Source organism: Haladaptatus sp. AB618 (genome assembly GCF_024136965.1).
Classification (GTDB): Archaea; Halobacteriota; Halobacteria; order Halobacteriales; family Haladaptataceae; genus Haladaptatus.
On the sequence record NZ_JAMYJX010000008.1, the window covers coordinates 90,813 to 110,441 of the forward strand.

The 19,629-nt window shown below is 61.8% G+C and carries 16 protein-coding genes and 1 pseudogene; 10 read left to right on the forward strand and 7 right to left on the reverse strand.

The features are described 5' to 3' along the window. Position 1 precedes the first annotated feature (1 nt). The 4 genes and pseudogenes from glpK to NKF26_RS20160 all read right to left on the reverse strand — a co-directional run bounded on the left by glpK (position 2) and on the right by NKF26_RS20160 (position 4,761). The gene (gene glpK, locus NKF26_RS20145) at positions 2-1,540 is read right to left on the reverse strand and encodes a glycerol kinase GlpK (RefSeq protein ID WP_253234801.1); all 1,539 of its coding nucleotides are present in this window, start codon (positions 1,538-1,540) and stop codon (positions 2-4) included. A 170-nt stretch (positions 1,541-1,710) separates the two neighbouring features. Beyond that, positions 1,711-2,693: pseudogene (locus tag NKF26_RS20150) on the reverse strand (aldo/keto reductase). A 120-nt stretch (positions 2,694-2,813) separates the two neighbouring features. After that, positions 2,814-3,602, reverse strand: a complete 789-nt coding sequence (locus NKF26_RS20155) for an HpcH/HpaI aldolase/citrate lyase family protein (RefSeq protein WP_253227871.1) — start codon at positions 3,600-3,602, stop codon at positions 2,814-2,816. Between the two features lie 169 nt (positions 3,603-3,771). Further along, entirely contained in the window at positions 3,772-4,761 is a 990-nt protein-coding gene (locus NKF26_RS20160; RefSeq protein ID WP_253227872.1) for a lamin tail domain-containing protein, read from the reverse strand. A gap of 275 nt (positions 4,762-5,036) precedes the next feature. Between NKF26_RS20160 and NKF26_RS20165 the strand changes: the two genes are divergently transcribed. From NKF26_RS20165 to NKF26_RS20175, 3 genes are all read left to right on the forward strand, one after another. Next, on the forward strand, positions 5,037-5,465 hold the full coding sequence (locus NKF26_RS20165) for a hypothetical protein (protein WP_253227873.1): 429 nt from the start codon (positions 5,037-5,039) through the stop codon (positions 5,463-5,465). 118 nt (positions 5,466-5,583) lie between these two features. After that, positions 5,584-6,060, forward strand: coding sequence for an SHOCT domain-containing protein (locus NKF26_RS20170; RefSeq protein WP_253234802.1), 477 nt, complete (start codon positions 5,584-5,586; stop codon positions 6,058-6,060). A 74-nt stretch (positions 6,061-6,134) separates the two neighbouring features. After that, positions 6,135-6,338 (forward strand): DUF4177 domain-containing protein, encoded by a 204-nt coding sequence (locus tag NKF26_RS20175; protein WP_253227875.1) that lies wholly within the window; start codon positions 6,135-6,137, stop codon positions 6,336-6,338. 5 nt (positions 6,339-6,343) lie between these two features. Here the strand turns inward: NKF26_RS20175 and NKF26_RS20180 are convergent, their stop codons facing one another. Continuing rightward, positions 6,344-8,071 (reverse strand): DNA mismatch repair protein, encoded by a 1,728-nt coding sequence (locus tag NKF26_RS20180; RefSeq protein ID WP_253227876.1) that lies wholly within the window; start codon positions 8,069-8,071, stop codon positions 6,344-6,346. Between the two features lie 81 nt (positions 8,072-8,152). Between NKF26_RS20180 and NKF26_RS20185 the strand changes: the two genes are divergently transcribed. Then, positions 8,153-10,927 (forward strand): PAS domain S-box protein, encoded by a 2,775-nt coding sequence (locus NKF26_RS20185; RefSeq protein ID WP_253227877.1) that lies wholly within the window; start codon positions 8,153-8,155, stop codon positions 10,925-10,927. 53 nt (positions 10,928-10,980) lie between these two features. Further along, the gene (locus NKF26_RS20190) at positions 10,981-12,261 is read left to right on the forward strand and encodes a TIGR00341 family protein (protein ID WP_253227878.1); all 1,281 of its coding nucleotides are present in this window, start codon (positions 10,981-10,983) and stop codon (positions 12,259-12,261) included. Here NKF26_RS20190 and NKF26_RS20195 read toward each other — a convergent pair. Further along, the gene (locus NKF26_RS20195) at positions 12,227-13,372 is read right to left on the reverse strand and encodes a hypothetical protein (protein WP_253227879.1); all 1,146 of its coding nucleotides are present in this window, start codon (positions 13,370-13,372) and stop codon (positions 12,227-12,229) included. The two genes, NKF26_RS20190 and NKF26_RS20195, sit on opposite strands and share 35 nt — an antisense overlap. Positions 13,373-13,541: 169 nt before the next feature. Here NKF26_RS20195 and NKF26_RS20200 point away from each other — a divergent pair, with 169 nt between their 5' ends. From NKF26_RS20200 to NKF26_RS20220, 5 genes are all read left to right on the forward strand, one after another. Beyond that, complete coding sequence (locus NKF26_RS20200) at positions 13,542-14,741, forward strand: ABC transporter substrate-binding protein (RefSeq protein WP_253227880.1); 1,200 nt, start codon at positions 13,542-13,544, stop codon at positions 14,739-14,741. Positions 14,742-15,083: 342 nt separating this feature from the next. Beyond that, the gene (locus NKF26_RS20205; protein WP_253227881.1) at positions 15,084-16,181 is read left to right on the forward strand and encodes an iron ABC transporter permease; all 1,098 of its coding nucleotides are present in this window, start codon (positions 15,084-15,086) and stop codon (positions 16,179-16,181) included. Between the two features lie 99 nt (positions 16,182-16,280). Further along, the gene (locus NKF26_RS20210) at positions 16,281-17,120 is read left to right on the forward strand and encodes an ABC transporter ATP-binding protein (protein WP_253227949.1); all 840 of its coding nucleotides are present in this window, start codon (positions 16,281-16,283) and stop codon (positions 17,118-17,120) included. 173 nt (positions 17,121-17,293) lie between these two features. Then, the gene (locus tag NKF26_RS20215; RefSeq protein ID WP_253234803.1) at positions 17,294-17,923 is read left to right on the forward strand and encodes a lamin tail domain-containing protein; all 630 of its coding nucleotides are present in this window, start codon (positions 17,294-17,296) and stop codon (positions 17,921-17,923) included. A 102-nt stretch (positions 17,924-18,025) separates the two neighbouring features. Further along, a complete protein-coding gene (locus tag NKF26_RS20220) occupies positions 18,026-18,385 on the forward strand; it encodes a hypothetical protein (protein WP_253234804.1) in 360 nt (119 codons plus the stop codon). Between the two features lie 20 nt (positions 18,386-18,405). Here NKF26_RS20220 and NKF26_RS20225 read toward each other — a convergent pair whose 3' ends face one another. After that, complete coding sequence (locus NKF26_RS20225) at positions 18,406-19,518, reverse strand: Xaa-Pro peptidase family protein (protein WP_253234805.1); 1,113 nt, start codon at positions 19,516-19,518, stop codon at positions 18,406-18,408. Positions 19,519-19,629 lie beyond the last annotated feature (111 nt).

The following is a 19,629-nucleotide window of genomic DNA, read 5'->3' on the forward strand; positions in this document are numbered from 1 at the left end:
CTCAGGCACCCCCCTCGCTTGCCCAGCCAAGGGAACGTTCGACCGCGTCCTCCCAGCGAGCGTACTTCTCGTCCGCCTCCGCTTCCGTCATGTCCGGTTCGAACTCGCGGTCCACCTGCCAGTTCGTTCGAAGGTCGTCCGTCGAGTCCCAGTAGCCGACGGCCAGTCCGGCGGCGTAGGCCGACCCGAGCGCCGTCGTCTCGTCCACGACCGGCCGGACGATATCGGCCCCGAGGATGTCGGCCTGAAGCTGACAGAGGAAGTTGTTCTTCACCGCGCCGCCGTCGACTTTCAGCGACTCGACCTCGATGCCGCTGTCGGCCTCCATCGCTTCGGCCACGTCGCGGGTCTGATAGGCGATGGATTCGAGCGTCGCCCTGACGATGTGCTCCCGACGGGTTCCGCGCGTCATGCCGACGATGGTCCCGCGGGCGCGCTGATTCCAGTGCGGCGCACCGAGCCCCGTAAACGCGGGAACCATGTAGACGCCGTCTGTCGAATCGACGCTTCGGGCGAGGGATTCCGTTTCGGCCGCGTCGTCGATGAATCCCACGTCCACGAGCCACTCGATGGCCGCGCCGGTGACGAAGATGGAGCCTTCGAGCGCGTACTGGACGGGTTCGCCCGAGCGCTGGAACGCGACGGTCGTGAGCAAGCCGTGTTCGCTCTCGACAGCATCGTCGCCCGTATTCAGGAGGAAGAAACTGCCCGTGCCGTAGGTGTTCTTCGCGTCACCGGCGTCGAAACAGGTCTGCCCGAACAGGGCGGCCTGCTGGTCGCCAAACGCGCCCGCGACGGGAATTTCCGCGCCGAGGAAGCCGTCGGGGTCCGTCGAACCGTAGGTCTCGTCGTCGCTCGACGGACGTACTTCCGGGAGCATCGCGCGCGGCACGCCGAACTCCTCACACAACTCGTCGTCCCAGTCCATCTCGTGGATGTCGAACAGCATCGTCCGCGACGCGTTCGTCACGTCCGTGATGTGCTCGCCCGTCAGGTTGTAAATCAGCCAGGAGTCGATGGTTCCGAACAGGATTTCGCCCTCCTCGGCGCGTTCCCGGATATCCGCCGGTCGTGCGCGCTGGAGTTTGATGGGGTCGGCGTTGTCGAGCAACCACTCGGCCTTCGTCGCCGAGAAGTACGCGTCGGGTTCCAACCCCGTCTTCTTTCGGATTTCATCGACCTTTCCGTCCGCTTCCAACTGCTCGACGCGGTCGGTCGTCCGCCGGTCCTGCCAGACGATGGCGTCGTGGATCGGACTGCCGCTATCTTTATCCCACAGCAGCGTCGTCTCGCGCTGGTTGGTGATGCCGATGGCTTCTAGCTGATCCGCGGCGACGTCCGCCTCCTCCAGCGCGGCCGTGACGACTTCCTGTGTGTTCTCCCAGATTTCGAGCGGGTCGTGCTCGACCCACCCCGGTTCCGGGTATTTCTGTTCGTGTTTTTCGTACGCGCTGGCGACGACCCGACCGTCGTGGTCGAACAGCATGAACCGGGTTCCGGTCGTGCCTTGGTCGATAGCGCCGACATATGTATTTGACATCTGAATGCCCTCGTTTTGGTGCGCCGGACTCTCCCACTCGACGACACCTCTGGGAGAGAGACGGGACGGAGAATAATGATGTTTTCCCACAGGGAGGTTTCCACGCCCGTAGCCCTGGGTTTTCACTCTCTCGCCAACCAATCGTGAAAAATAGTCGTCAATTTCGTCGCTTATTCGTCTCGACCCACGTTCTCGATCCGGTCGTACTGCTCGCCCGAGAGTTCGATGTCGGCAGCGCCGACGTTCTCCTCCAGTTGGTCGGTCGTCCGCGCGCCGACGATGGGCGTACAGGAGAACTCGCGCTGTTGGATGAGCCATCGGAGCGCGACCTGCGCCGGGGTGGCGTCGAGTTCGTCCGCGACCGCTCGAATCTCGTCCAGAATCTCCCAGCCCTCCTCGGACATGTAGTAATCCTCGAAGTAGTCCACGAGGTCCGCGCGCGACCCGGCCGGGATGTCGCCGTCGCGTTCGTACTTGCCGGTCAGGAAGCCACCCGCGAGCGGGGAGTACGGACAGACCGCGATGTCCTGGTCGGCACAGACGTCGAGGTAGTCCTCCACCGGGCCGCTGGCCGCCGCGTGGTACATCGGCTGGGTCACGTCGAAGCGCTCGAAGCCGTTCACGTCGGATTTCCAGAGCGCCTTCGTGAGTTGCCACGCCGCCATCGTGGACGCGCCGAGGTAGTTCACCTTACCCTCGTCCACGAGTTCCGTCAGCGTCGCAAGCGTCTCCTCGATTGGCGTCTCCTCGTCCCAACGGTGGATGTAGTACACGTCGAGGTAGTCCGTTCCCAGGCGGTCGAGCGTCCCCTCTATCTGGGCGCGGATGTGTTTGCGCGAGAGCCCCGAGTCGTTCGGTCCCGGTTCGCCCCAGCCGTCGAACGGGAAGTACACCTTCGAGGCGATGACGAAGTCCTCGCGGTCGTACTCCGACAGCCAGTCGCCGATCCACTCCTCGCTGGTGCCGTTCGGGTCACCGTAGACGTTCGCCGTGTCGATGAAGTTGATGCCGTTCTCCCACGCCGTGTCGAGCAGGTCTGTGCCGTGTCGTAATCCGTTTCGACCGTGCCGTTCGATTCCATGGCGAATCGCCACGTCCCGAAACACAGTTCCGAGACCTTCGTGCCCGTCGAACCGAGAGTTCGATACTCCATACCACGGCGTCGTCGGGAAGGGTCCTAAAAGCCCGGAAAGCGGCTAAGTTCGGAAAGGTACGGAACGCGGATTCCGTACGTAAAACGGACCGAGCGTGGAGGGTCGCCCGGGTCGCGTCTTCAGGCCCCATCGTACTCGCTCAACCAGTCGCCGACTATTTCTTGAATCCCGAGGGTCGTCGTACCGATGTTCAGAATTTGATACCCGTTCCGAGCTTTTTCGTTGACATCGTCCATCCCGAAACCGAGGTTTCCCACGGGAACGCCTCGGTCGATACCCTCCGTACGAACGGTTTCGACGGCGTCCCGTACGTCCGGATGGTCGAGTTCGCCGGGGGAGCCGACCGCGACCGAAAGGTCGAACGGGCCGACGAAGACGAACCCGAGGTCGGGAACGTCCAGAATGGAGTCGATGTTCTCGACCGCCTCGCGCGACTCAATCGTCACACCGATGAGGACCTCTGCGTCCTCGGTAGCGACGTAATCGTCCTCCCGTCCCCACCGACTCGCTCGCGGAACCGCGAGGCCGCGTTCTCCCGGTTCGCCGTCGTAGCCGAAATACGACGCTCGAACGATATCCCGCACCTCGTCCGCTGTATCGACGTGCGAGAGGAACACGTTTCTCACACCGGCGTCCAGTACCTTCCGGACGAGCGCCGGTTCCGTAACCGGAACCCGAACTAACAGTTCCGTCCCCGTGAGTTCGCTCGCGCGAAGCAACGATTCCACTGCACCGGCATCCCATGGACTCGGTCCCGCGTGCTCGAAATCGATCCAGACGAAATCGAGTCCAAGATCACCGTACAGTTCGACGACCGTCGGCGCGTACGTGTCGTCGGCTATTCCGAGTACGATTTCGCCGTTTTCGAGCCGATTTCGCAAACTAGCTGTGTCTTCTGTCTGTGTCATGAGTCTCCCCCCACGAGGAATCGATTACGGTGGATTCCTCGGATGTGCTTTCTCCCCCCGATCGTTTCCGTACCGCGCCCGGTGATGGAGCGGCGAACCTGCTACGCTACCGGAGGTAGTATCCCTGTTGGTCAGTGATACCAAAGTACACGGTACCGTCGACATCGCACTATTCCTCGGTTGGATACTCCTTTCGCACAACTACGCCGCCGCTCGAATTCCGAACGACGACCGTATCGCCGCCGTTGTTCCAGACGGCGCTTCCCTCGCCCCAGTACAGGTCCGACGCGGAATCGCTTCCGCTGCCGGTGTGGAGCGTGACCGTCGAACCGGCGGCCAGCGTCGTCCCGGTCGGCACTTCGTAGCTGTGCCCCGCCGCGTCCGAAACCGACCAACCGGAGATGTCGAGCGGTTCGTTCCCCGTATTCTTCAGGACGACGTACTCCTCGTTCGGATTCTCGTTGTCGTTTCCGGGGGCGTCCGCACGAATTTCGCTGATGGCGAGGGGGCTGGTCGTGCTCCCTCCAGTCGTCGAGGTGGCGGTTGTCGTCGTCTGCCCGCCGTCACTCCCTCCGCTCGCACACTCCCAGAGTCCGAGACCGGTCTTTTGTGCGGCCGATTCGGCGGCGTAAAACCGCTGGCGCTTCGTGAACTCGCTGTCGTACACCCGCGCGTAGCCCTGCTTGACCAGTTGGTAGTTGAACAGCGTGCCGTCCCCCTCGCGGATGTAGATCAGCAGTCGTCCGTAGTAGCCGCGCGGCCCCTCGTTCTCGTCCAGCGTGATGGTCACCCGCTTGCCCGCGAGTTCGGTGTCGGCGAACTCGCTGGCCTTGTGGCCCCAGTCGCGCAGGCAACTCGAACCGGCGGCGTCGTCCGGAATACCCTCGAACTCCGTCGGGTCGTTTTCGGTGTGGACCTCGGGCGTATCCACGCCGAGCAGTCGTCCCGTGTCAGTCGTTCCGTTCTCGTACTGGAACTTCACCGTGTCGCCGTCAACGATTCGAGTGATGGTCACCGTCCAACTGTGGGCGGACTCCGGGTTCGACTGTCCGGTCGTCGTGGACTGCTGTACGGAGGTACACCCGGAGGTCAGCACGCTCGTCCCGACCAAGAGGAGAACGGCGAAGACGGCGAATCGGGAGGAGACGGTGAGAGACACGACGATATCGAGACGGGGTCGGGGGATAAAACTAGATGAGAGAGGCGAGTGAGTTCGCGGGTCACTCGTTCGTCGGTAGACACGGAAGCGGGCTAACGGGGCAGAACATCGTCGCTTCGGTGAGGAGGTGGCGGTCTCGGGCCATAATTTCCCCCGAAAAAGAGAACAGTTACGGTGGGGTTCGCGCCCCCTCCGACGCTCGACGTCGGGAGTTCGGAATTCGAATCGTAATTCAGCGCGGAACATTTATTATCAGAGAAGAATTGTTATTAGTAATGAATAAATCGGATTCGTCAGGAGTGCTGTACGGAATCGTGGGGATCGTTGGAGCCTTCCTCCTGTATTGGGGTGTCGTGAGTATCATGACGACGTCGTACGTCCCGTCCGTTACGTTCCCGTGGCTCGACCGGACGCTCACGGCAGTTGGTCAATACGTCTGGATTCCCGCGATCGGCGTCCTCCTGCTCACGGTGAGCGTGTCGCCACTCGTGTCAGTCGGTGCTCGAAGGAGTCGAATTGGACGAGTAACGATCGGTGGCTTCGGAGTCGTTCTGCTGGGTCTCGGCGGTGCGATCACGGCACTCACCATCTCCCCGACCTGGGGATTCCTCCAGTTCTCGCCCGTCGTTCTAACCGGCGTACTGCTGATGGCCATCGCTTTCGGGCTTCAGGACCAAGTGTCGAAACGCGTCCACCTGTCGTGATTTCCCCGACGCTCCTTCGACTCGAACGGACTCGGAGTGCTCCCGTCGCGGTGGTCACGAAACGGTAACGGATCGGAGAAGAAGGACGTTTTATACCTCGGCGAAGAAACGAACTGGTATGAGCGGGACCACGAGCGAGCGATTTCAGGAGAACGCGACCGAAATCGCGTCGATCCTCGTGACGGGGATTTGGCTCCTCGCCTTGCTCACCGGCCAAGGATGGTGGCTGTGGGCACTGTTGGGCGGTTACATCGTCGTTATTCCGATAGTCGAATTGCTGTTCGGTGACGAAGACGAGGAGGAAGCGGACGATGAACCGTCCTCGCGGAAACAGCGACGGCGGGAGCGCAGGGAGAGAAGAAGGAACCGACGACGAGACCGGTGGGAAGACGACCCGCAGGGAAACGACGAAAGCACACGCGGAGCGGCGAACAACCGCGACGCCCTCGAAACGCTCAAAGACCGCTACGCACGCGGCGAACTCACCGACGAACAGTTCGAGCGAAAACTGGAGAAACTCATGGAAAACGACACCGTGGAAGATGTCGAGGACCGATTCCGAACCGATCGGGAGCGAAACCTCGAACGCGAATGATCGAAATCGGCGCGATTTTTACTCGTCTCCCGACGCGCGAAAGTTTATAACTGAAACCGGGACAAGGTGTTTCCATGGACGAATGGGAGTACAAAATAGTGGAACTGTCGGACGGCGGCCTCTTCGGAGATAGTGAGAAACCGACGGAAGCGAGCCTCAACGAACTGGGCGAACGGGGCTGGGAACTGGCGGCATCGTTGACCGGGTCGAACAGGTCACTCGGCGGACGGCCCAAAAGCGAGACGAGCGCGCTGGTGTTCAAACGTCCGAAGGAGTAACCCCGTCACTCCTCGACCGTCCAGGAATCGAGCGTTTCCTGCACCAGCGCCTCGCCGACTGCTCGGCCGAGCACGTCGTAACCGGCGCGTTCGGCGCGGTCGTCGGCGGACGCGATGAGCCGCGAAACGATGAACTCCGGCGTGGACCTGCCGACCGTGTCGAAGCGGGGTTGGTAGTCCACGAGCAGGTCCAACTCCTCGTCCAACCCTTCGGCGAAGATACCGTCCTTCCGGGCTTGTTCGGGGAGCGGATTCAGGTCGTCCGCGAGGTGGGTGACGAACACGCCGAGCGCACCCCTGTCGACGGTCAAACTCACGAGGCCGTGGAGGAGGTTCGCGGCGCTCCCCGGTTCGGTAATCGCTTCGAACTCGTCCACCAGCATGAGCGTCCGTCCGTCGTCCGTGAGCGGCGGGACGATGCTCCGGAGCGTGGATTCGAGCACGCCAGCGTTGAAACTGGCGTGGCGGCGGTGGAAGACGATGGCGTCGGAAATCGACACCTGTGCCCGCGAGGCGGGGACGGGCAGACCCATCTGTGCAAGCAAGCCGACCTGACACAGCGTTTCGAGCAGGGTCGTCTTCCCACCGCTGTTCGCGCCGGTCAGAACGGTCACGCGATCACCTTTCGGTGGTCCCGCGACGGCGTGGTCGCCGATGCCGTAGGTGATGGGCTGGACGTCGCCGCTCCCCGTGGCGAGAAAGAGGTTCCGTGCACCCTCGACGGCGAACCCGGAGTCCACGAACTCCGGACGCGTGAGGTCGAACGCTGCGGCGAAGCGGGCGAGCGACAGCGAAACCGCGAGGTCGCTCACGGCCGAAGCGGCGGCATCGATGGCATCACGGGCGGTTTCGATGTCGGTTTCGAGTCGCTCGACCACCGAGGATTCCCGTTCCTCGGCCGCAGCACGGCTTTCGGCGACGAGTTCGCGGAGCGACCCGCCGACGAAGTCAGTGGCGTCGGTCGCCTCGCCCACCGTCGCGTCGCGGATCCGCTGCGGTTCGATGCCGGTCTCGCGGGCGACGTACTCGACATAGCTCTCGCGGAACTCGTCGGGGTTTCGAACGTCACCGGACTGGACGGCTTCGAGCACGTCGAGGGACCCGCTTTCGAGTCGTTCGGCCGCCGCGAGCGTCTCCCGGAGGCGGTCGAGTTCCTCGTCGGCACCCTCCGCGACCGATCCGTCGTCGAGTTTCCCGAGGGCACCGTCCGCGACTTCGAGGTCGTCCGGGTCGATTCCGGCGACGGTGGCAAACGCGCCGTCATCGACGCCGGTTCGTTGGAGCGCCCGCGCCGTCTCGACGGCGGTTCGCTCGCTGCCGTCGTAGGCGTCGAACGCATCGAGGACGGTTTCCCGCGTCTCGTCGTCCAGTTCATCCCACGATTTTACGGCCGCCATCGCGGAGTCGAGTCGTTCCTCCGCCTTCTCCCGGGATCGAACCGGCGTGAAGACGCGAATTCGGTCGCCCGCGTCGGGTGTCACGGCATAGTCGCTGGCAAGGTCGAGCAGTGACTTGTACACCGAACGAGCATCCCGCGTGGCGAGAACGTCCATCCCCTCGCCGCCGTTGGCCTGCCGGAGGATACGTGTCGCCCGTCCTCGGGGAAGCCCCGCCTTCGTCAGTGCGCGAACGTCGCTCGATTCGATGGCGTGAATCGCTCGTTCGACGCCGAGTTCCGATGCGAGTAACTCGCTCGTCTTCGGCCCGACGCCCCAGTAATCCTCCAGCCTCATACCTATCGGCTGACACGGACGAGTATTAATCGTTCCCGTTTGACCGAAAGGTAGAGATAGCTCGGCAGTGTTAATATTCCCATGTCCCTCCATGAATCATACCTGGACACGCCACAAATCGTCTACGTTGGTCAGAGCGGACGAGTTGGACTACAGGGAGCCACGGAGCGGCGAACGAGTGCCACGAAGGTGCTCGACCGACTCGATATCGCCGACTGCGTGGTCTGTGAGCAGTCACCGCCGGAACGTGACGCGGTGGCTGTGTTGGAGGAAGTACGCGAACGCGACACGGAATTGCCGTTCTTCATCGTCACCGACGACGACCGGACGATAACGAGGGCGCTTTCGTCAGGGGTTACCGACTGTGTCAATCCCGACCGTCCCGAGTTACTCACACACAGAGTCGAGCGCGCCATAAACGACTACCGAACCGGACAGGAGTTGGAACAAGCAACGGCGATACTCGGTGGGTTGGCGGATGCCGTCGTAACGATAGACGAGGAGGGACGTATCCGCTACGCCAACGACGGTCTCGAACGCGTTCTCGGGTACGACCCGACCGAAATGCTCGGGAGACAGTTGACGACGGCGATCCCGTCAGTCCTCCGGTCGACACATCGGAAATCGTTCGACCGATACGTCGAAACCGGAGAGCGCCAACTCGACTGGGAGCACGTCGAAACGATAGCACGGCACCGTGATGGCCACGAAGTTCCGGTACTGCTCTCGTTTCACAACGGCATGTGTGGCGGTGACGAGTTGATAACCGGCATCATCCGCGACGTATCGGAACGAAAAGCAGTGGAGACGGAACTCGAAGCGTCACGGGAACGCTATCGGCGGTTGGTCGCCACGAGTCCGGAGGCAGTTCTCGTCGCCGATGCTGAGACGGGTATCATCGTGGACGCCAATGGGGCGGCGGAGGAGTTGCTCGGACGCCCTCGGAACGAGATTTGTGGGATGCATCAGTCGGAGATTCATCCAGTAGAGCGACGGGAGCAGTATCGACAAATTTTCGAGAATCACTCGGAGGCGGAGGGAATAATACGGAACGTGGATCACCTTTCGGTCGTTCGCCCCGACGGCGAGGAAGTGCCGGTCGAGATCAGCGCGAACGTTTCGGAAGTCGGCGACCAACGGCTCGTCAACGCCATCTTCAAGGATATCTCGGATCGGAAGGACCGCGAACGGACGCTCGAATATCTGCGCTCCGCGACGCGTCGACTCATGACGGCGGAGACGAAGACGGACATCTGTGAAATCGCGGTGAAAGCCGCCGGGGATAAACTCGACCTTCCCCTCTCGATACTCCACCTCACGAACGAGGGAGGCGACGAGCTCGTTCCCGCTGCGATGACGGAGACGACCGAGACGCTACTGGACGAAATTCCACGTTTCGAGGAGAACGATGATCCGGTGTGGTCGGCGTTCGAATCGGGTGAAGCAGTCATGTTCGATGGGTCGGACGACGGTCTCGAAGTATGCGAGGAAGGAATGGAAGTCGAACAGGGGATCGTGATTCCGTTGGGGGCTCACGGTGTCTTTCTGCTCGGTTCCCCTTCCACGGGACGGTTCGACGAATACGTCCGTGATTTCGCCGAGATTTTGGCGACGAACGTCCAGTCGGCGCTCGATCGGGCGGAGCGCGAGGAAACGTTGGCGACACAGCGAGGCGAACTGGTCGAACTGAACCGAATCAACGAAGTCATCCGGGACGTGGATCGAACGCTGGTGCAGGCCACGAGCAGGGAGGAAATCGAGGAGACGGTCGTGGGGCGGTTGGCGTCGGCCGGACCGTACGAATTCGCGTGGATCGGTGAGTACGAGATGGGAGTCGAAACCGTCAGAGCAGTGGCGAACGCGGGGGATGATACTTACTACGAATCGGCCGACAAGAAGGCGGGACAACGGAACTGTCCGGTCGCCAAAGCGCTGCGATCCGGGCAGACGGTGGTGGTCGAGGACGTACCGACCGATCCGGCGTTCGAATCGTGGGTGACGGAAGCGCTCGACGGCGACTACCAATCGTTGGCGGCGCTTCCGATTCGATACGACGAAACTCAATACGGCGTCCTCGTCGTTCACGCCGACCGGGAAGGGGCGTTCGATAGCCGCGAACAGTCGGTGCTCGTCGAACTCGGCGAAACTATCGGGATGGCTATCGCCGCGATGGAGAGCCGAAAGGCGCTCGTCTCCGACTGCGTGGTGGAAGTCGAGATGGAAGCGCTGGAGGCCGACCACTATCTCATCGATATTCCGCAGAAACTCGGGTGTACGTTCGTCTTGCAGGGAACGACGATTTCGCCGACCGGCGAAATCCTCTGTTTCGTCACGGCTTCAGGTGCGCCACCGGAGGTCATCCGCGAGCGAACCGAACAGTACGATGGAGTAACGGACACGCGAGTCGTCCACGAGCGCGAGGACGAGTGCATATTCGAAGTCAGCTACGACGGCCCATCGTTCGTCAAGGCGCTCGTGGACAGGGGGGCGACGCTCGGACACGTCGAAGCGGGGCCGGAGAAGGCCAGAGGAACCATCGAACTACCGAGAGACGCGGACATCAGGGGAATGGTCGAAGCGGTGCAGCGCATCGCGCCGACCGCTCGGGTCGTCGCCCAGCGGGAGCGGGAAAAACCCGAACCGACGGCGACGGAGTTCAGGATGCAACTCGCGGAGTCGCTGACCGACAGACAACGGACGGCAATGGAGACGGCGTATCTCGCCGGGTTCTTCGAATGGCCGCGAAACAGCACGGGCGAGGAAGTCGCGGAACTGCTCGACGTTTCGGCACCGACGTTTCATCAGCACCTGCGACACGCACAGTCGAAGGTGCTGAAGACGTTTTTCGACCGATAGGTGAGGCGATATCGACCGGAGGGACTTTCACCTCCTCCTCGGTTTGTCCCGTCATGCGTCTCATTCAAGTTCTCGTTCCGGACGATTGCCGGAGCGACGTTCTCGCTGTGCTGGACGACGAGGACATCGATTACGTGCTCACACGGGAGGAGGGCAACGGGGGCGATTCGGCGGTCGTGCAGTTTCCAGTGCCGACGCAAGCAGTGGACGCCGTTCTCACGAGCCTTCGAGACGCAGGTCTGGACGAGAACGGCTACACCGTCGTCGGCAGTTTGGAGACGGCCCGGACACCGAACATTCAGGAGTTGGAGGAACGCTTCGTCAGGGGGCAAGACGAGGACGACAGCATCGCGACCGAGGAGATTCGGACGAAGGCGCTCGGCATGAACCCGAGTCCCGTGACGTACTACGCGATGACCGTGCTGTCGGCGATCGTCGCGACCGCCGGGTTGTTGCTCAACTCGCCCGCGCTGGTCGTCGGATCGATGGTCATCGCCCCGCAGATGGGGTCGGCGATGACCACGAGCGTCGGACTCGTCCTGAACGACCGCAACATGATACGCGACGGGTTGTCGTCGCAGGTGCTCGGACTCGCCGTGGCCATCGTCAGCGCGACGATTTTCGGGTGGTCGCTCAAGTCCGCGCAGTTCATCCCACCGGCCCTCAACGTGGCGACGGTGAACCAGATAAGCCAGCGCACCTCTCCTGGATTCCTCTCGCTCGCCGTCGGCCTCTGTGCTGGCGCGGCGGGGGCGTTGGGTGTCGCAACCGCACTGCCGGTCTCGCTCGTCGGCGTCATGATCGCGGCGGCACTCATTCCCGCCGCCGCCGCCGTCGGCGTCGGATTGGCGTGGGGACCGCCGGTGTTGGCGTTCGGCGCGTTCGTCCTGCTGGTGGTGAACGTCGTCTCCATCAATGCCGCGTCCGGTAGCGTCCTCTGGGCACTCGGTTACCGACCGAAAAACGAAGGGAGTATTCGGGATGCCGCACCGAGAATCGTCGCGGCCGCGATTTTGCTCGTCTCGTTCGTCGGCGCGGGAGCGCTGATGACCCAACAGGTCCACACCGAAAACACGGCGAACAGGGAGGTACAGAAGATACTGGAATCGAAGCAGTACGAGCAACTCGAACTCGTGGAGGTGAACGTCGAGTTCGACGACATGGGCCTCGTCGACGACAAACAGCACGTGACGGTGCTCGTGACCAAGCCGTCCGGAAAGCGGTATCCCGGGCTGGCGAAGAAGCTCGCCGGGAAGATATCCGCCAAACTCGACGGGAGGACGATAGTCGAACTGCAGTTCACCGAAAGCCAGCAGTCGGTGGCGAGAACGTGACGCCGTGGTCGGCCGTGATCCGGTAGGCGGCCGTGCCCCAGATGTAGTCCTCGACGGGCCACCACGTCCGGGCGTTGTTGAGACTTGCGACGAGGACGCCGTCGTCCGGCCGTTTGAGGTCGGGATGGAAACTGACGCTCCCGCTGTCACCGTCGGTAAACGAGGACCGTGACCCCCATTTCAGTTGTCCGTGTTTGCAGACGGTTCCGTACGCGCAGGTCATCCCGTCCACGGCTTGAATCCGACCCGACGAGTAACCGGAGACGGCGGCGACTTTCTGCAGTTTCGACCGACGTGCTTTGAGGTGGGCGAGTCCCGCGCGCGTGAACTGCCCCATGACCGCGGATGGTGAAGCGCCGTGGATGGCGCTCGTCGGAAGCGCGTCGTTCACCGGGTCGATGCGTACGAAGTCGTCCAACGCGTAGCCGCGTCCCACTTTGCCGACCTTTCGCCATCCGGTGCGTCCCTTGACGTAGAACGGTTCGCCGCGGTGTTGTTCGTCGTCGTCCCCGTAGAGATGGTTCGAAGTCGCAAAAAACGGCGTTCCGTCGTCGTACATCGCCGGACAGAGCGTTGCGGCGGCGTGCTTGCTCCCGCACTCGACGCTTCCGGGCACGCGGTCGTCGTCGAACGAAGCATCGTACGTCCGACTTTTTTCGGTCGTATCGGCGGCTTCGACGTGATTCACTTCGATGGCGACGTCGCCGATTCGTTCGGGGACGGAACCCGTCGCCTCGTCGTCGGTCACGTCCAAGGCGAGGGCGGCGTTTCGTCCGCCGAACTCGCCCGGAACGACGGCGCTACCGACGATTCCGTGACGAGAAAGCAAGTCGTGGCGCTCGTGTGCGTCGAACGCGGCACGGAGGTCGGCGAACCAATCCGCCGGAACTGTCGTCGTCAGCGGTTCGGAATCGGACCCCCGACCGTACACGAGTGGCACTTCGTCGCTTCCGGCCGCCCGCACGTCGTCGGGCGTGAGCAGGGCGGCCATCGAACCGAGCCCTGCACCCGCGAGTGTCGTGACGAACCGTCGCCGCCCCATCGTCCCCAGTCGTCTCCGTGGCAGCGAGCGCGTTGCTGGTCGCTGTCCGATGTCGTCGTGGTTCCCCATCGTGTCGTTTCCCCGTTCCCGAACTCGGGTACGACGGGGGAGTACTTGAAACTGAACCGTCAGGTACCCCGTCCGAGTGGATGAATTATCGGTATGACGACAGTGTAGTTTTAGGGCTGCCAAAAAATGAGAACATTTACGTACCTTTAGGCGAGCCTAAAACATGGGCATGGTAGCAGACGACCCTAAGACCACGAGCCGTCGACGGTATCTGTTCGGTTGTGGCGTCGCCGGAGCGACGATCATGGCTGGCTGTCTCGGCGGCGACGAGAGTTCAGGAGCAGGAACGGACACGACGAACACTAGCGAGACGACGGGCTCGAAATCGGACGGGACGAGCACGGAGACAACCGAGACGGAAACGTCGGAGTCGGGTCCGTACTCGGTATCGATGGAACCGGTCGGGTCGGTGAAGTTCGATTCCGTCCCGAAGAGTTGGGTCGCCAACAACGGCAGTTGGGCCGACATGGGCATCGCGCTCGGTCTCGAACCGCCGAAAGCGGTCTGGTTGACGAGTCGGTACCACACACAGTACTACGACGAGATACCCGGCGTCTCGGTGGACAAGAGCGGGATGAAGGACCTGTACCAGGACGGCGTCAACAAGGAGCTGTTCTACCAACTGGACGGCGACGTGCACGTCATCGACCCGAACTTCCTGATGAACCGATTCAAAGGGTGGTCCCAGTCGGACGTCGACGAAGTCGAAAAGAACATCGGGCCGTTCTTCGGCAACAGCATCTTCTCGACCGGATACAAGTGGCACAAGGACTACAAATACTACAGCCTCTACGGGGCGTTCGAAAAACTCGCCAAGGTGTTCAAACGCACCGACCGGTACGAGGCGTTCAAGTCCCTGCACACCGACTTCCAGTCGAACCTCGAATCGGTCGTCCCGTCGAAGAAGTCGAAACGGCCGTCGGTTGCTATCATGTGGGCGAACGGGAACAAACCCGAGTCGTTCTCGCCGTACCTCATCTCGGAGGGGACGAGCTTCAAACAGTGGCGCGACCTGAAGGTCCAAGACGCGTTCGCCAATACGGACGTCCGTGACTTCCACGCGACGCGCGGAGAGGTGGACTTCGAGACGCTGTTGAAGATCGATCCCGACGTGTTGCTCCTGCGCGGACACGAGAACCAGACGAAAAAGGAGTTCCAGAACACGGTCGTCGAGTTCATGAAGAACCACAAGATCGGCAAACGGCTCACCGCCGTCAAAAACGACGACGTGTACCGTGGTGGCGGGCTGTACCAGGGGCCGATCACGAACCTCGTCCTCACCGAACGCGCAGCAAAGCAGGTGTACGACGCCTCGGGCGACCTCTACGACAAGAAACGGGTCGCGAACATCGTAAAGGGAGATATTTAAGCAAGGAGAAAGACGGTCGGCGACTTCCGGAGGAATAACCCAGTTCAGTGCGACGCGGGCACGGTAGGCATCAACCGCTCGCGTCATCCCATATCACTTCGACGAGATCCCCAGTCATCACTTTTCAGAGCGAAATCGTAACCCATCGAATCGAGGATGGAGCCGTGCAACAAACCTGGAATGGACAGTGAGTGCGCGATAGAGGCGTAATTAGCACTCCGGGAGAAAAACCAAAGCTCTTATCGGTGTTTAGGCAGACCTAAAAGGTGAACAAGAGGTGAAGCACGAGTCGCTTCACCGGGTAGTGACAACGATGGAAAAACCGAGTACGGGGTCGGACACATGACAGAGGAAGTCGAGGCGACGATAGGAGAACGAATAGACGGGTCACTGGCGGGGCTTATTCTGGCGAGTGTCGGAGTCGTGATCGTTTCCGCGCTCGTGCAGGTCAGTTTCGGCGCGTACTCCACGACGCTTTCGCAGGCGTGGCACGCCGTGTTCAACCCGAAAGTCATCGCCGATCCCAAGGTACTCGGGGCGCTCCTGTTCGGGGGCGAGATTCCGGACGGTACGAACCTGAGCAACACCACGACAGTCGTCTGGAGTCTGCGGCTTCCACGAGTCCTGGTCGGAATCTTCGTCGGCGTGAACCTGGCCGTCTCGGGCGCGATATTCCAGGCTGTCACGCGCAACGAACTGGCGAGCCCGTACATCCTCGGCGTCAGCAGCGGTGCCGGACTCGCGGTGCTGCTCACGCTCGTCGTGTTCAGCGGCCTCTCGTTGTTCCTCCCCGTGTTCGCGGCGCTCGGCGGTGTCGTCGCGTTCATCATCGTCTACACCATCGCGTGGAAGGGTGGGACGAGTCCCGTCCGACTCGTCCTCGCGGGTGTCATCGTCAGCACGGTCTTTTCGTCGCTCCAACGCGGCCTCTTCTTCTTCGCGGACGACATCGGCGTGGTACAACAGGCCCTCGCGTGGACCACGGGGTCGCTCACGGGAACCGGCTGGGAGCAGGTTCGGATCGTCCTCATCCCGACGCTGATCGTCATACCGATTTCGCTGATCGTGTCCCGGCAGTTGAACGTCCTTCTCCTCGGCGAACGAACCGCGCGGTCGCTCGGCATGTCGGTCGAACGGGTCCGGTTCGGACTCTCGATACTGGCGATCATCGCGGCGAGTTCCGCCATCTCAGTGGCCGGAATCGTTAGCTTCGTCGGCCTCATCGTTCCCCACGTCGTCCGGAACATCGTCGGGAGCGATTACCGAAAGCTCATGATCGGGTGCCTGTTCGCCGGACCTGCGCTGGTCGTCGCCGCCGACGTGGGGGCTCGACTCGCACTCATGCCGATCCAGATTCCGGTCGGTATCGTCACTGGGCTCGTCGGCGGGCCGTACTTCCTCTATCTCATGCGGAAACAGCAGAACATGGGTGAGCTCTGATGGCACACGAAGGCACCACCGCCACCAACGAAGGGACGACCGGGACGGAACCGGACGCCTGCCGGAGGAATCAGAATGAGTGAACAGCTAGACCAAACGATGAACGAGGAAACGGACGAATCGGAGAACGAACGAACTGAAGAGCCGACGAACGAGCGCGCGAGCGAACTGTTCGGCGAGGAGTTGGCGATCGGCTATCCGACCTCCGGAATCATCGTGGAATGTAACTCCATCGTCCTCCCGGCGGGGGAGATAACCGCGCTCGTCGGCCCGAACGGGAGCGGAAAGAGCACGCTTCTCAAGGCGCTGTCCCGCGAGCTGGAACCCGAAAACGGCGTCGTTCGGTTGGACGGCAGTGACATCCAGTCGTTCGGGACGAAGGAACTCGCGCGGGAACTCGGGCTCCTTTCACAACAGAACAAGTCGCCCGGAAGCCTGACCGTCGAGGAACTCGCATACCACGGTCGATACCCGCACCGCAAGCTCTTCGAGTCGAAGACGGAAGCGGATCACGAGGCCGTCGATACCGCACTCGAACGCGCCGGCGTCACGCACCTCAGGGACGAGGAGATGAACAGCCTCAGCGGCGGACAAAAACAGCTCGCGTGGATCGCTATGGTGCTGGCACAGGACACGGACGTGCTGCTGTTGGACGAACCGACGACGTACCTCGACCTGCGCCATCAGCTGAACGTCCTCGAAATCGTCAAAACGCTCGCCCGCGAGGAGAACCTGACCATCGGCATCGTCCTCCACGATATCTCGCAGGCCGCCCGCTACGCCGACAACCTCGTCGCCCTCCGCGACGGCGAACCCTACGACTGGGGACCGCCGGACGAAGTCGTGACCGAGGAACTGCTCGCCGAGGTGTTCGGCGTCGAAGCGACGGTCGGCCTCGGACCGGAAGGACCGGTCGTGAACCCGCAACGACCGCTGTAAATGGTCGCGGCGGTACGTTCAGCCCGGGAACCATTCTTTTTCAGCCACAAATCCGTCAGGTATCGAGCCTGGAATATCTGTGAGATCGTCAACATATTTCAAGTATTCATGATTCCTGAGTAACTTGTGCCGATGTTGAACGTTCGATACTCGGTAGATACATCAATCGATACATGACACGAAATGGACGCGGAATCGTTATCGTAGTGGCACTGACCCTGATCTTCTCGGCCGCTGGCTTCGCGCTCGTAAGCGCTCAAAACAGCGGATCAAACGTCAAATTGACGCAAAACGCGGAGGGTGAGTACGTGACGATTCACAACAATGGGGACCAACCATTCGACCTCTCGGGAAAGACGCTCTCGTTCGACGACGGACAGACGAACTACACGTTCGACGACGGAGTGGAAATCGGTTCGGGTGAGACGGTGACCGTCGGAACCGGCGCGCACACCAGCATGGATACGGATTACAGCGCCGAGTACGACGGCTACGTGCTCAACAACACGAGTCCGGATACCGTACGACTCCTCGACGGCGACACCGTCATCGCTTCGACGGACGACGAGACGGACACGACAACCGCGACAGACACTGTGACGACCACCACCACACCGACATCGACTACGACGACGTTTGCCACCACCACGATTACCGAAGAAACGACGACTGACGAGACCACCACAACCAGCGGCACGACCACCACGACTGACCAAACAGCGACCACGTCGGACGAAACCACGACTACCACAGACGGGATGACCACGACCTACACGACGACTACGACCTCGAAGGACTGCTAAAAACGACTCTGCGGGATTCTTTTTCGGAATCAGGAATGGAGAGAGGCATACGTTTTTAACGGAGGAAGAAATGTTTTCGAATGACATTACCGGAGAGACATCATGAGCACAGCGGAGTATGCACGACGACTCACCGACCATCCCCTCGGCCGTCTAGTGATACTCATCGCCGGAATCACCGTCATCGGCGCGGCACTGCTGTTCTACCCACCGTTCGGGACCGTAGTGTGGTGGTTATTCCCAACCTTGTTCGTTCTCGTCGGTGTTTCGGAGTTGTACTTCCGTGGAGCGGACGGTCCATTATCGATGGCCGCCGGTTCCCTGCTCGTTCTCGGCGGTGTCAGCCGTGCGTTGTACCAACTCGTCCCGATGGACGAGTTCACCGGGACGGTAGCGAACGTCATTCCACTATTCGGGATTTTCGCCATGATGTACGCGCGGCATTACGGCGAGAACGAGTAAACTGCGCGCTAGATTCTACCTTACAGCGACTGCCACGTCCGGGGCGAGTCGTTCAGGCGCTCACAGCCGTCCTCGGTGATGACGACCAAGTCCTCGATTCGGACGCCGAACTCGCCGGGGAGGTAGATGCCGGGTTCGACGCTGAACACCATTCCGGGTTCGAGTTCGAGGTCGTTGCCCTCCACGATGTACGGCCCCTCGTGTACGTCCAACCCGACGCCGTGGCCGGTGCGATGGATGAACTCCTCGCCGTAGCCGTAGGATTCGATGACCTCGCGGGCGGCACGGTCCACGGATTCGGCGGTGACGCCGGGTTCGGCGGCGTCGACACCCGCCTGTTCGGCTTCGAGGACGGCCCGGTGTACCTCTTCGTACCCTTCGGGCGGGTCGCCCGCGAACACGACGGTTCGGGTCTGGTCGCCGGGGTAGCCGCCGACGAACGCGCCGAAGTCGAGGACGACGGGGTCGCCGGAGCCGATTTCGCGGTCACCGTGGCCGTGGTGTGGTTTCGCGCCGTTCGGACCGGAACCGACGATGGTGTCGAAGGCGAGTTCGTCGCCCCCCGCGTCGGACAGGCGGGCTTCGATTTCGGCGGCCAGTTCGGACTCCGTCATCCCGATGGCGTCCTCGCCGAGTTCCCGGATTCCGACGCTGGCTCGGTCCGCGACTTCGCCGGCCGTTCGTAGCGCTTCGATTTCGGTTTCGTCCTTCCGCATTCTGAGGGAGTCGATCGCCTCGCTGGCCAGTCCGAACGTCGCGTCGGGGAGAGTACGCCGGAGGCCTTGGGTGAACAGCGCCCACATCCGGTCGTCCACGAGGAGGTGGCCGCCGTGGAGGTCGAACTCGTCGGCGACCGATCCCACGAGCGAGAGCGGGTCGTCGCCGTCGCTCCACGTTCGTACGTCGGAAATCCACGACTCGTCGGCTATCTGCTCGCCGTACATGTCGGGGACGACGAAAACGGGGTCGTCATCCTTCGGGACGAACAGGAGCAGGTGTCGTTCGCCGGGATGTTCCCGGAAGCCGGAGAGGTAAAACAGGTTCGTGCTCGGGAAAAGGACGAGGGCATCGGCGTCGGCCGCATCCAATCGCTGCTGACACCGGCGGGTTCGTTCCGCGAAAGCGTCCGTCATGTCTCGAATATCGGAACCCGAAGCGTAAAAGTTGGTGCTCCGGGGCAATTCCGAAAGGGAAGCGTCCGCTGGAAACGAGGACGGCGGCGAAAAACGAATAACGAAGACCGG

Coding starts and splice junctions, on each gene's coding strand:
- NKF26_RS20165 (WP_253227873.1), top strand. CDS start 5,037: ATGAATAAATCGGATTCGTCAGGAGTGCTGTACGGAATCGTGGGGATC.
- NKF26_RS20175 (WP_253227875.1), top strand. CDS start 6,135: ATGGACGAATGGGAGTACAAAATAGTGGAACTGTCGGACGGCGGCCTC.
- NKF26_RS20180 (WP_253227876.1), bottom strand. CDS start 8,071: ATGAGGCTGGAGGATTACTGGGGCGTCGGGCCGAAGACGAGCGAGTTA.
- NKF26_RS20195 (WP_253227879.1), bottom strand. CDS start 13,372: ATGGGGAACCACGACGACATCGGACAGCGACCAGCAACGCGCTCGCTG.
- NKF26_RS20155 (WP_253227871.1), bottom strand. CDS start 3,602: ATGACACAGACAGAAGACACAGCTAGTTTGCGAAATCGGCTCGAAAAC.
- NKF26_RS20210 (WP_253227949.1), top strand. CDS start 16,281: ATGAACGAGGAAACGGACGAATCGGAGAACGAACGAACTGAAGAGCCG.
- NKF26_RS20170 (WP_253234802.1), top strand. CDS start 5,584: ATGAGCGGGACCACGAGCGAGCGATTTCAGGAGAACGCGACCGAAATC.
- NKF26_RS20205 (WP_253227881.1), top strand. CDS start 15,084: ATGACAGAGGAAGTCGAGGCGACGATAGGAGAACGAATAGACGGGTCA.
- NKF26_RS20225 (WP_253234805.1), bottom strand. CDS start 19,518: ATGACGGACGCTTTCGCGGAACGAACCCGCCGGTGTCAGCAGCGATTG.
- NKF26_RS20215 (WP_253234803.1), top strand. CDS start 17,294: ATGACACGAAATGGACGCGGAATCGTTATCGTAGTGGCACTGACCCTG.
- NKF26_RS20190 (WP_253227878.1), top strand. CDS start 10,981: ATGCGTCTCATTCAAGTTCTCGTTCCGGACGATTGCCGGAGCGACGTT.
- NKF26_RS20185 (WP_253227877.1), top strand. CDS start 8,153: ATGTCCCTCCATGAATCATACCTGGACACGCCACAAATCGTCTACGTT.
- glpK (WP_253234801.1), bottom strand. CDS start 1,540: ATGTCAAATACATATGTCGGCGCTATCGACCAAGGCACGACCGGAACC.
- NKF26_RS20220 (WP_253234804.1), top strand. CDS start 18,026: ATGAGCACAGCGGAGTATGCACGACGACTCACCGACCATCCCCTCGGC.
- NKF26_RS20200 (WP_253227880.1), top strand. CDS start 13,542: ATGGTAGCAGACGACCCTAAGACCACGAGCCGTCGACGGTATCTGTTC.